The sequence below is a fragment of the uncultured Methanobrevibacter sp. genome, from assembly GCF_900314695.1.
Classification (GTDB): domain Archaea; phylum Methanobacteriota; class Methanobacteria; order Methanobacteriales; family Methanobacteriaceae; genus Methanocatella.
On the sequence record NZ_OMWD01000008.1, the window covers coordinates 64,412 to 77,046 of the forward strand.

Below are 12,635 nucleotides of genomic sequence, written 5' to 3' on the forward strand. Positions count from 1 at the left end.
TAATGTTTTGATGTGTTTTGTTATGATGAGAATTAGTATGTCTTTACCTAAAAAATTATTATCTGATTTTGATGAGGTATTAAAAGAACGGGGATATCAGTCCCGTTCAAAAGGAATTCGTGATGCACTTCAAGATTATATTGTTAGATATCAATGGATGAACTCTATGGAAGGTCAAAGAATTGGTATTATAACTATCATCTATGATCATCACTATACAGGCGTAATGGAAAACCTTGCAGAAATTCAACACAGCTTTAGAAATGAAATCAACACAAGTATGCATATTCACATGACTGACAAATACTGTATGGAAATTGTAGTCGTTAATGGGGATATTGCTGAAATCCGTGATTTGACTGAAAGAATCATGAGGCTTAAGGGTGTTGAACACGTAAAACTTACAAGTACTGCAAATGGAGAAGAATTTAGTGAACCTGGCCACAGTCATGAACATGGTCATCATCATCACTAAATTTAATATTTTTTTTCATGAAATTCAAAACTACTCCCTATCATTCAGATTTATTAAAGGATACTGATAGGTTAGCTAGTTTCTATAATGCCATAATGGAATATGATGGCAATACTGAGCTTGCTTATGATTTAGGATGTGGGAGTGGCATTCTATCTTATTTTTTAAGTTCTTATTTTGAAGAGATTGTTGCTTTGGAATTGGATTTTAAAGCTGCTAAATGTGCTAAAGAAAATTTGTCCGATTTTTCAAATATTGAAGTTATCAATGAAAATGTTATAGGATATGGTTTTGAAAAAAAGGCAGATCTAATAGTTTGTGAGATGATGGATACTGCATTAATTGATGAGGAGCAGGTACCAGTTTTAAATTATGCCAAAAAGTTTCTAAAAGAAGATGGGCAGATTATACCGCGGGAAATTATTAATACTGTGGAACTAGTAAACTTGCAAAGAGACAATGTTCATTGGGATGAAGATGGAGCAAAATATGAAGTGCTGTCTGATGCTGAAGTCTACTCAAAGTTTAATTTGCTTGATGATATAAATCCAAATTTTGAAAAAGAAATATCTATCAAATCTAAAAAGGATGGATTCGTTAACGGATTAAAAATAACCACATTTACAAAGCTTAATGATAATATAATTTGCGGTCCAACCCCTATGCTAAACCCACCCTTATTGATTCCATTGGAAAAACGATTTGTAAAAGGCAATGATTTTATAAATGTTAAATTAAAATATATTATGGGAAATGGAATTGAAAGTATTCAAACAGAATACCTATAATGATGGTGAAATAATGTCTTTCGAATCTCAACTTGAGGGGTTTCTCTCAAATAGTGAAAAATTGATTGTTTTGGGTGTTGGTAATGACCTCAAATGTGATGATGGCGTGGGACCATTCATCATTAAAAGATTAAAGGAAGAAGATATTGAGGACGAAAATTTAATATTTATCAATGCTGAAACTGTTCCCGAAAATTTTACAGGCAAACTCCGAAAAGAGAATCCGACCCATATTATCATAGTGGATGCCTGTCTAATGAATGGAAACCCAGGGGATATGCAAATTGTAGATAAAGATGATTTTTCAAATATAGGTATTTCAACCCATTCCATGTCTTTATCCTATTTTGTTAAATATTTGGAAAAGGATAATGATTTTAAAATAATTTTTGTAGGAATAGAACCTGAATCTTTAGATTATGGTGAAAACTTAACTGAGAATGTTGAAAAAACTGCTTTTGACTTTATTAATATATTAAAAGGGATTATATTATGAAATTATTGTTTATTGGCTCAAGATTATATGATGACCTTGATTGGTATGTGAGAAGTAAGGGAATTGAAAGTGTACTTACAGAATCTAATGAAGATGCGATTAACTTGGATTTGCCTGACCAGGTTTTTATTGTTCCAAGGGGAATGGATGGTCCAAAACAGGTTGCACTGATGCAAAATGTTGATGCAATTGTCCCGTTGATTGGAATAGATCCGCCATTAATTGATGTTGCGCATATGAAAGAAGAAATTGAAAGCGAGTATAATATACCCGTCATTGCTTCTGATGTAAGAGCTGTTGAGCTTACTTCCAACAAAATCAGAACCAAGAGCTTTTATGAAGAAATTGGAGTAGCTACTCCACAATATCAGATATTAAATAATCCTAATGAACTTAAAATGGATTTTCCTGTTGTTTTAAAACAGGGTGAAGGACAGGGTGGTAAGGATATTAAAGTTGCCCATTCAATTGATGATGTTGAGGAATATTTTGAGGAATTCGACCAGGCGTTATGTGAAAAATTCGTTGAAGGGTCTGAAATTTCAATTGAAGTATTGGGATATGGTGGGGAATATGTTGCATTGCCTCCAATTTATAAGGGTGAAACCACTTTGGAAGGAACTCATCCATTAAATAAAGTTAAAACAGGACCTTGCATGGTTGAAGGATTGGATAATAACTTAGTTCAACATACTGCTTATAAAATAGCTAAAAATTTGGATTCTGATGGAATTTTTGAAATGGATTTCATGTTTTCAAAAGAAACTCAGCAATTATATGCAATTGAAGTTAATACTAGGCCTAATGGTACCAGATATTTGACCACTGCAACTTGTGGCATTAATTCATTGTGTGAATTAGTCAATATGGCTATTGGCGAGTTTTCAATATCTAAAATTTATGATAGTCTTGAATATTATTATTCAACTGAAATTCCAATAGGTAATTATGAAGGTCCTTCTCCAAAAGAACCTATAAAGTCTTTTGAAGATAATGATTTTGTTGTTCATGGTCCTGAAGGTTATCAAAGAATAACTGCAAGGGCAGATTCCAAGGAAGGGCTCAAACAGCTAGTTGATAAATTGACATAATCTGTGTTATAAGTTATAATTATATACTATTATTAATAGATATCTTATTAATCTAATGATTTATTGTGTGGTAAAATGAATAATACGGATATGTTAATTCTTTTTTTAGTAACATTATGTGCTACAATATTCTTCACATGGTATGTAAAAAGAATATTTCTCCGAGCAAGGATTGCTGATAATCCTATAGTTAGTGAACATAGGCATAAGAGTGGTACTCCAACAATGGGTGGTGTTGCATTCTTATTTGCAATTTCTTTTGTAATTGCAGCATATTATCAAAATATTCCAATATTATTAGTTTCATTCATCATGCTTGCAGGCGGTATTGTTGGTCTTGTTGATGATTTGATTGGTCTTAAAGTTAAAGAAATTCAAAAGGTTGTTGTCAATACCTCTGATGAGGTTATTGCATTGGGGAGATTGGATGTTGAACCTGGAGAGGAAGTTCGTGTTGCAACTCCAAAAGCAAAAGCCGAAGTTGATGACTTGCTTAAAGAGGGTAAAGTTGAAGTCATAGGTGAAGTTCCTATCAAAACAGAGCCTGAAGAGTTGGAAAAAATAGTGTGTCAGATTGTAATAGGAATATTTTTCGCTCTTACTGGTATAGTAACAACTTTAGGTGGTTTTGAACTAGGTTTATTGGCTATTCCAGTAGTTATTATAGCCATTTTAGGTTGTATCAATGCAGTTAATTTAATTGATGGGATGGATGGCTTAGCCGCAGGTATTGTTGGAATTGCATCAATTTTCTGTTGTGTTTACATTTACTTGTTTGGACATGCATCTTTAATGCCTCCATTTTTAATATTGTCTGCTTTATGTTTAGGATTTTTAGTATTCAATAAATATCCCGCTTCTATTTTTATGGGTGACACTGGATCATTCGTATTGGGAACAGGTTATGCTGCTGCAGTACTTGTCTGTGATATTCCCTATTTTGGAGTTCTAGCATTGGGTGTTCCAATTATTTCAGTTATTGTAAGCTTATTGCACAGGGCACATATAATCAAATTACCAGTAGAACCGCTACATCACACATTAAATCATTATGGAATGTCTGAAACAAAAATTGTATTGACTTACTGGGGAGTTACATTATTATTGTGTGTAATAGGTATTCTTGCTAAGATGTACCTATTCTAATTTTCTTTTTGGTGATAATATGGAAATTCAAGAATTGACTGAAGCCATTGAAGGAAAACTCATTGGAAATGATGAATTCTTTTCAATTGATGGTTTTACAGGTAAATTTACTTTTTTAAATGATGCACATACTGGAGATATAGTAATAAGGCATTGGATCAATGATAAAGGTATTGAAATGGCATTTGATCAGAATATTGCCTGTTTGATTACTCAAAATCCAAAAGATGGCGCTATTGAAATGGCAGAACATTTAAATTTCCCATTGATAATTACAGATAAAATAGAATTGGCAAATGCATATGCATTATCATACACCATTAACAAATTCTCCCCAAATTCGACAAACATTGTAATCACTGGAACAAACGGCAAATCAACTACATCACATTTAATTTATCATATTTTAAAAACTGCTGGCTTTAATGTATTTACCAATACAGATAGCGAATCGGAATTCAATACATTGATTGACCCGATGGTTTCTAAACTAATTGCTGATGAAGTTACAAAAAATGGGGAACTGGATTATCTGGTGATTGAAGTATCTGAAGTTCAAGGTTGGCTTGGAAAATTGATGGAGCATCATGCAGCATTGATGAGCGAAGCAATCAACCCTAAAGTTGGAGTCATAACAAACATTGCAATGGACCATATTGGTCTTGTAAATTCAATAGATGATGTGTTTAGGGAAATAACTGCTGTTCCAAAAGCTATTGGGGATGGTGTTTGTGTACTCAATCATGATGATGAATTGGTCATGAAATTGGATGCTGAAAACCCATTCTATACTTCAATGTCTCCATTAGATGAGGAAAATGCAGTTTATTATGATGGTGAAAAAATAATTCATCAAGGCAAAACACTCATGACTAAGGAAGAATTGCCATTCACAGGCAATCATTTCATTCAAAATATCTTATCAGCGATTGCATCATGTATCTCTTTGGGAATAGATGAAAATGATATAATTGTTGGTGTCAAATCGTATGAGGCTTTAAATAGACGTTTTGCTAAATTAAATGATGAACCTTTAATTTATGATGATTTTGCACATAATCCTGATGGAATTAAAGCTACTATTTCTGAAACAATCAAATTGCTTCCTCCAAATCAGACATTATATGTTGTATGTGCCATCAGAGGGTCAAGGGGTGTTGAAATAAACCAATTGAATGTTGAGGCACTTGTGGAGTCTGTGGGGGACAATATGGAATTGATTTTATCTTCAAGCAATGATGTTGTCAATGATTTAAATTTTGTTGAACAAGAAGAAAGAGAAGTATTTTTCAACACATTAAATCAAAATGATATTGATTTTATTCATTATGACAATTTAAAAGAATGTTTAAGTGAAACTTACAAAAAAGCGGGTAAAAATGATATCATATTATTAATAGGAGCTCAAGGAATGGATCCTGCCGAATCACTTTTAAAAGATATTATATAAATTTAAATATTATATTAACTTAATATAATAAATGAATAGTTTTATTCTTATAATAGAATATTCGATAAAAGAGGATATAAACATGTTTATAAAGATTAGAAGAGACACATTAATAATTCTATTATTGGCATTTATTTTAATCTTTTGTGGTCGTTTAATCACTTATGTTGCATTTGCATCTTCTGATGAAGTAAATGATGGTATAGCTATTTCAGGAGTTATCATTAAAGGAAATGATATTGTTCCTGTAGATACTATCAGGTCTAATGTAATGCAATCTGGATTAAGGGATGGTAGTGTCATTTATGGTGATGTTTTAAAGACTTCAGTTAGGGAAGTCTCGCTGCAAGATGCTATTCAAACGGCACAAGAGTTCGCAACACGATCAACAGTACCGGGTACTTCTGTAGAACCTATTACTGCTGCAGATGTTCAAGTAGATAAAAATACTGGTGTTGTTACTGTAACTGTTATTGAAGACTTTTCTTCTGTTGATATGGGTAATAAAACATCTAGTAGTTCTTCAGTAGGTGGGTAAGTTGGATAAATTTAAAGTATCAATTGTATTTTTAATAATATTTCTAATGACTATGAGTAGTGTCGCAGCTACCTGTAACATTATTATTATTACTGACCCTACTGGTAAGGATCCAAATGGAGCTGCGGCTGGAAGTATGTCATTTGCAGAAAACATGTTTCAATCAACATTTTTAATGTCTAAAAACAATCATTTTGCAGTGCTTTCCGGGGGTACCGGTAGTTCAGATACAAGGTTGGATTCAGTCATTGAAGCTGTTGCTAATTTAAACAATAATGTTTCTGCTGCTTCAGCTGCATCTATTGCATCTCAATATAATGGGGCTCGTCTGGTTGCAGGTGGTCCAAGCATTGGTGCTGCTGTTGGTGGTTCTTTCGACGCTTATGTAATTACTGTTGATGATGCTAGTAATGATATTAAAGTTACTCCATACAGTAGTGGTGTTGCAACATTGCAACCTGGTCAAAAAGGAGCTATTATTCACTTGAGGAACACCAATGGTAATCCATTGTATGGTACAGCAGATTCTGTACGTAAAGAAACTGCAATGAATATTGGTAAAATGATTAGGGACGGTTATCCAGCAACCACTATCTTATCAGAAGCAATGGGTCAAGTGGCTAATGAATCTGGTGAAAAATACGGTGGTGGTGGAGTAAATCTAGTTTCTGGAATTTCAACTGAAGACATGTTTACTCCTCAGGAAATGAACCAAACGGGTTATCCTATGGATGAGGAATATTCCAAAGCTTGTCAAGATTGTGAATGGGCAATGGGATTCCCTGCTGCTGAAGCTTATGGTAGATGTCCTGTTTGTGGTGGAGAATTAAAAACAATATATGCATATCAGGCTTTAGGTGATGCTCTGACTGTTAGTTCGAATGCAGTTAGTGTTTCTGTTTACGGTAGTGATAAGCCGGGTTTAGCAGCAACAACCTCTGAAATTGTTGAATCTTCTGTTGCTAAAAATGGTTATGATGCATCTGCAATTGCAGCGTCCATTAATAAAGCTATTAATAATGGTCTTTTAATGGGTGTTGACCATGTGGAACCTAAGGATTTAAATGTAAAACAAGGTTCTAAAGCAGTTGGTGTTTATTTCAATGCACTTCCTGGAGATAGGTCATCTCCTGCATGGGATTTACCTATTGATGGAAATATATTGAATATTTTAGGAAGTATTCAAACTGCTGTTGGTATCATCTTGATTTTGCTTGTTGTGTTCAGAAGTAGGTTATTGAAATCTTTCCAAAATAGGTGATTCACCTATTATTATTTTTTTTTATTTATTGGGGATTATTATGGCATTAATTTTAGTTAGAGGGGAGAATAATTCTAAATTACTTAATGCAATTGCAGATATGGAAAGGCATGGTAATTTAACATTGGTTTCAAAGCCTAAGGTTATCGATGCAAGTTTTGCAGATTCATTGGTTGAAAGTATTCTAAACTCTAAACTCAGAACAAAATCTAATGTAGCTACTGCTTTTTTCGTTAAAGAGGATACTACATTAAGCATTATGCAAATAAAAAAAATTCATCCTCCGGCTCATGTTGTAGTTGTGAGTAAGGAATATGGTGGTTATGATGAGTTACAATCATTATTGGAAACTGCCAAATCTTTCCAGGGATATCAGTCTCACAGAGCTGAAAATGAGGGGATGATTGATTATAAAATTAAAGGTAAAGGAAGACATATTAAAAATGAGAAATTGAATAGCTATGTTAAATAGCTATTTTCTTTTAATTTTCATTATATTTCCTAATGTACGTTCACCTGATGAACTATTTACAAATTGATTCAAATCTACATTATCTACTTTTTCTAGTAATTTAATATTCAATGCTTTTTCTAGTTTTTTTGTGAGCTTTACATCAGGAGTCATTTTTCCGGTTTCAATTCTTGAAATGACTGAAACTCTTTCATTGATTTTTTTACCTAAATCTTCTCTTGACCAATCTTTTGCTTCTCTTGCTCTTCTAACGGTAATTTCGAAATCTTCAATTAATTCTTCAGAAGGTTCATCATTTCTTGAATAACTTTTGTTTCTAGTTGTGGTTGGTCTTTTTGATTTTTCTTGTTTTCTAAATTTTGGTTTAGGAGGTGCTTTTTGGATTTTTCCAAGTTTTGAACACTCTTTGCATACAACCATAACTGATCCTTCAATTTTTGCCCTAATTGGATTATGTTCCGGCACTTCTTTACCACAAATTTCGCATTCCATATTAATCAGTTTTCCTTTTTTAATTAATTAATATTATATATTCAATAACTTATAAAATAATTGTTAGTACGAATTCAAATGAATACATTTAAATACTTTAAAGTTACTAATTGTTATTAAAGTAACAATGAAATATAAATTAATAACTAACTGGAGATGATTCACATGGATAATTTTGACGATTTGGAAAATTCTTCTAAAGAACAATTAATAGAAAAAGTTGAATCTCTACAAGATGAGGTTAATAATTTAAGAGAAGAAAAATCCAAAGCAAAAAGTAACTTAATGTGGAAAGTTAGGAAATTAGAAAAGGATAAAGTCCTAATTGAAAATGAAAAAATTAGATTAGAAAGAGAAACTAAATCTTTACGTTCAGAAGTGGACAGGTTCAGATCACCTCCACTTGTATTAGCAACTATTACTGAAGTTTTAGATGATCACAGAATGACTGTTAAAAGTAGTACAGGACCTAGTTTCCTTGTTAATTATTCAAAATTTTTAGATGAAAAATTATTAGTTCCTGGCTCAAGAGTAGCCTTAAATCAACAAACATTTGGTATTGTGGAAGTTTTACCATCAGAAAAAGATGCAAATGTTTCTGGAATGGAAATTGAAACAAAACCAGATATTACCTATGATAAAATCGGTGGTTTGGAAGAGCAAATTGTCGAAGTAAAAGAAACTGTTGAATTGCCTTTAACAGAGCCTGAATTATTTGAAAAAGTAGGTATCGAACCACCTAAAGGTATATTATTATATGGACCTCCTGGAACAGGTAAGACTTTACTTGCAAAAGCAGTAGCTAACGAAACCAATGCTACTTTTATCAAGATTGTAGCTTCCGAATTTGTTAAAAAATATATTGGGGAAGGTGCAAGACTTGTCCGTGAAGTATTCGAATTGGCTAAAGAAAAGGCTCCAGCTATCATATTCATAGATGAACTTGATGCTGTTGCAGCTAAAAGGCTTAAAAGTTCCACCAGTGGTGATAGAGAAGTACAACGTACTTTAATGCAATTACTTGCAGAACTTGATGGTTTTGAATCAAGAGGAGATATCGGAATTATTGGTGCTACCAATAGGCCAGATATATTAGACCCTGCATTATTGCGTCCTGGTCGTTTTGATAGATTCATTGAAGTTCCTCTTCCAAACATTGACGGAAGAAAAGAAATTCTTAAAATCCATACTAAAAACATGTCATTAGATGAAGAAGCAGACATTGATATTCTCGCTGATTTGACTGATGAGCTTTCCGGTGCTGATTTAAAAGCAGTATGTACTGAAGCAGGTATGTTTGCAATTCGTGATAAACGTGAAAAAGTTACTGTAGCTGACTTTATGGATGCTATTGATAAAGTGATGAGTAAAACCAAAGAAGACGAATTGTTCAAAACTGAAGCCGGAGTAATGTTCGGTTAATTTTAATAATATAATAAGCCGATGATGAACCCTATGAGCTCTGATATGTGATGAATGATGGGCGAGCTGAGGCTTATTTTTTTCAATCTTTTTTTGTAAAACTTTATTTAAAATAAATATCTAATATTATAATTATGATATTTGATAAAAATGATGATGTTAGAAATGAAAGAATTCTTTATCAAGCAAAACCTAATATGCTTTTTGGCTGTAAAAAAGCTATTTATGGTATTGTTTTATTAGTTATTGTTTTCATACTTTCTCCGAAGGTCATTCAATTCGTTGGGAATATGCAGGTTTATTTGATATCTTATATTAATCTTGCTTTAACTAGGTATGCAGCAATAGGATTTTTCATTGTCATTCTTTTTATTATACTATTTATTATTTGGCAACTTATTGGATGGTATTCTAAGGAGTACATTTTAACACAATCCCGAATCATTATCAAATATGGGGTGTTGTCCACTAAGAAAAATTATATGCCTTATGCAGCTATTCAAGATATCAATACTTCACAAAGTGTTTTTGGTAAAATATTTAATGTAGGAACTATTTCTTTATTTAGTGCTTATGATAACAATCAAATGGAATTGTCCGCCATATCAAATCCTTCTGAAGTAGAAGAGATTATCTTTTCCAATATGGTTAATCACAGGGCATATGGTGAATCAAATCCATATCCTCATAATGATATGTCATATGGGAGGAATTTCCAAACAAATGATAGCTATCTTGAAAAAAATGATTATTATGATGAATTCGAACCGATTACTCCAATTGGTCGTGAAAAAGATAAATCTCCAAGAAGAGATTATGAATATTATCCTGATGATTTCAGTCAAGGTGAAAATAATCGTAAAAAATATGAATATGAGCCTTATACTGATAATTTCTATGATGTTGAGGATAAGCAATTCGAACCTAGATACAAAGAACCTTTAAATCAGCATGATGATTATGGTAGGGATAGTGTGGCATATGAATCCAATTCCATTAGATATGATGAATCTTATGATGATTATGGTAGGGATAGTGTGACATATGAACCTAATTCCATTAGATATGATGAATCTTATGATGATTATGGTAGGGATAGTGTGGCATATGAATCCAATTCCATTAGATATGAGGAACCTTCAAATCAATCTTCTGATAAAAGTTATTATAATGAAATAAGGGATGAGTATTCTTATCGGGATGATGACTACTATCAAAATAATGGTCGTGAAGTTTATTATAATGATAATGCCAATAATAATGTTCAAGATAAATCAGTAGATGTAGATGAATCTAGTGAAAAAGTAATTAGAAGGCACTTCGATAAATTTAAAAAATAATTTTTTAAATTTTCTTTTTAAAAATTTTCTTTTCGGTGAATTTAATGGAATTATTATGTATTCAATCTCAAGAACATCCTGAACTGCCTAAAGCTGAATTGAAAGCAGTTATGGATTGTGAAAATATTGATGCTAATCTTTGTGTTATTACAGATGGATTGGTGATTTTAAAAGATATTTCAAATGATAAATGTGGGCAGTATTATGAAATCCTTACCCGAAGGTTAGGTTATACTCACGAAGTTCATGAAATCATTTTAACATCTTCAATCGATGCATTAAATGATGATGTTTCCTCTGTGGACTGGTCAAAGTATATTGATGAAACATTTGCCGTAAGGGTTAAAAGATTCCACTCAGAAATTGATACTGTAGCTACTGAAAGAAAAGTGGGGTCATTGATTTTAGAAAATTGCGATAATATAAAGGTAAATCTTAAAAAACCTAAATCCCTAATAAGAATTGTTGCATTTAATGATACAGTTTATGTAGCTATTGAAAAAATCAAATTAAATAAAAAACATTTTGAGAATAGCAAACCCCATAAAAGGCCATTCTTTTATCCTGGTTCAATGAGTCCGAAATTAGCAAGATGTATGGTAAATCTATCAAGAGTCACTGAAGGAGATTTGGTTCTAGATCCTTTTTGTGGAACTGGTGGAATATTAATCGAAGCTGGAATAATTGGTTGTAAAGTAGTCGGATCTGATATTTACTGGAAAATGAAAAATGGTGCAGCTATTAATTTGGAACATTTTGGAATTTCTGATTATAGAACATTCAATTTGGATGTGCGTGAACTTAAAATGTATGAAAAAGTGGCTGCTGTTGTTACTGATCCTCCCTATGGAATTTCCACCACTACTGGAGATATGGATGGTGATGATATTTTCAAGGAATTTTTCAAAGCAATATATGATAATATGAAAGATGATGCTTATCTTTGTATGGCAAGTCCTCATTATGTCGACTTAAAACCTATTGCTGATGAAATTGGATTTGAAATTGTTGAACAATATGGGATTAAAATGCATAGAAGTTTAACAAGAATTATTTCTGTTATCTGTAAAAAATTTGATTAATATATAAACAAATAGTTACATTTATATATGAGAACATAAATCATGTGTTATTTTTACTTCAAATCTTAACTATTCTTTTTTTGTTTTATTATTTCTTTGATTTGTTTTTTTTTATTTCATTTTTCAAGGGTTTTAAAAATTTTAATTTATATATTTTATTTAAACTCATTTTTTTAATAATTACTATGTATTTATTTTTATTTTTTATTTTAAAAGTTTAAAAAACAATATTTTAATTTTTTAATATTTTTTGCAATATTTTTTAATTGATTTTGTTAATAAAATTTCTCTGTCTATTAGATGTGCTATGTGTTTTATGGCGATGACCTAAGTTATATTGTATGGAACAATTTTAACTATGATGGTTGCTTTCCGCATGTAGCTATACATTTTGTGAGTACTTGAATTTTCTCAAGTATGATGTTGGTTTTGTAGTATGTGGTGAATTAGTTACAAACTAGTTTAGTGTAATACTCGTCTATATTTTTAGCGTACTTCATAATACTTTATACTTTATTATGTCTGTTATGTTTCAATTCTGTTTGATCCTGGCAGATGTTACTGCTATTGGGATTCGATTAA

13 protein-coding genes are annotated in these 12,635 nt (G+C 31.8%); 12 read left to right on the forward strand and 1 reads right to left on the reverse strand.

Annotated features, from left to right (window positions below):
- Positions 1-22 precede the first annotated feature (22 nt).
- The 9 genes from nikR to QZN45_RS03680 all read left to right on the forward strand — a co-directional run bounded on the left by nikR (position 23) and on the right by QZN45_RS03680 (position 7,717).
- Complete coding sequence (nikR, locus tag QZN45_RS03640; protein WP_292608108.1) at positions 23-475, forward strand: nickel-responsive transcriptional regulator NikR; 453 nt, start codon at positions 23-25, stop codon at positions 473-475.
- A 17-nt stretch (positions 476-492) separates the two neighbouring features.
- Positions 493-1,263: a methyltransferase domain-containing protein gene (locus QZN45_RS03645; protein ID WP_296811196.1), complete on the forward strand. Its 771-nt coding sequence runs from the start codon at positions 493-495 to the stop codon at positions 1,261-1,263.
- 70 nt (positions 1,264-1,333) lie between these two features.
- Positions 1,334-1,759, forward strand: coding sequence for a hydrogenase maturation peptidase HycI (gene hycI / locus QZN45_RS03650; protein ID WP_394346757.1), 426 nt, complete (start codon positions 1,334-1,336; stop codon positions 1,757-1,759).
- Positions 1,756-2,850, forward strand: coding sequence for an acetyl-CoA carboxylase biotin carboxylase subunit family protein (locus tag QZN45_RS03655; protein ID WP_296811199.1), 1,095 nt, complete (start codon positions 1,756-1,758; stop codon positions 2,848-2,850). The genes hycI and QZN45_RS03655 overlap by 4 nt, the downstream gene beginning before the upstream one ends.
- 63 nt (positions 2,851-2,913) lie before the next feature.
- Positions 2,914-3,996 (forward strand): glycosyltransferase family 4 protein, encoded by a 1,083-nt coding sequence (locus QZN45_RS03660; protein WP_296811201.1) that lies wholly within the window; start codon positions 2,914-2,916, stop codon positions 3,994-3,996.
- Between the two features lie 19 nt (positions 3,997-4,015).
- Positions 4,016-5,446 (forward strand): Mur ligase family protein, encoded by a 1,431-nt coding sequence (locus QZN45_RS03665; protein WP_296811203.1) that lies wholly within the window; start codon positions 4,016-4,018, stop codon positions 5,444-5,446.
- 82 nt (positions 5,447-5,528) lie between these two features.
- Positions 5,529-5,984 carry a hypothetical protein gene (locus QZN45_RS03670; RefSeq protein ID WP_292881569.1) on the forward strand — a complete coding sequence of 152 codons (456 nt, stop codon included), beginning with the start codon at positions 5,529-5,531 and terminating at the stop codon, positions 5,982-5,984.
- A gap of 46 nt (positions 5,985-6,030) precedes the next feature.
- Entirely contained in the window at positions 6,031-7,245 is a 1,215-nt protein-coding gene (locus tag QZN45_RS03675; protein WP_292881572.1) for a hypothetical protein, read from the forward strand.
- A 40-nt stretch (positions 7,246-7,285) separates the two neighbouring features.
- Entirely contained in the window at positions 7,286-7,717 is a 432-nt protein-coding gene (locus QZN45_RS03680; protein WP_292608124.1) for a DUF356 domain-containing protein, read from the forward strand.
- Here QZN45_RS03680 and QZN45_RS03685 read toward each other — a convergent pair whose 3' ends face one another.
- Positions 7,718-8,209, reverse strand: a complete 492-nt coding sequence (locus tag QZN45_RS03685; RefSeq protein WP_296802183.1) for a multiprotein bridging factor aMBF1 — start codon at positions 8,207-8,209, stop codon at positions 7,718-7,720.
- Positions 8,210-8,365: 156 nt separating this feature from the next.
- Between QZN45_RS03685 and QZN45_RS03690 the strand changes: the two genes are divergently transcribed.
- From QZN45_RS03690 to QZN45_RS03700, 3 genes are all read left to right on the forward strand, one after another.
- The gene (locus tag QZN45_RS03690; RefSeq protein WP_394340022.1) at positions 8,366-9,631 is read left to right on the forward strand and encodes a proteasome-activating nucleotidase; all 1,266 of its coding nucleotides are present in this window, start codon (positions 8,366-8,368) and stop codon (positions 9,629-9,631) included.
- A gap of 134 nt (positions 9,632-9,765) precedes the next feature.
- Positions 9,766-10,971, forward strand: a complete 1,206-nt coding sequence (locus QZN45_RS03695; protein WP_296811208.1) for a PH domain-containing protein — start codon at positions 9,766-9,768, stop codon at positions 10,969-10,971.
- A gap of 44 nt (positions 10,972-11,015) precedes the next feature.
- The gene (locus QZN45_RS03700) at positions 11,016-12,053 is read left to right on the forward strand and encodes a TIGR01177 family methyltransferase (protein ID WP_296811210.1); all 1,038 of its coding nucleotides are present in this window, start codon (positions 11,016-11,018) and stop codon (positions 12,051-12,053) included.
- Positions 12,054-12,635: the final 582 nt, after the last annotated feature.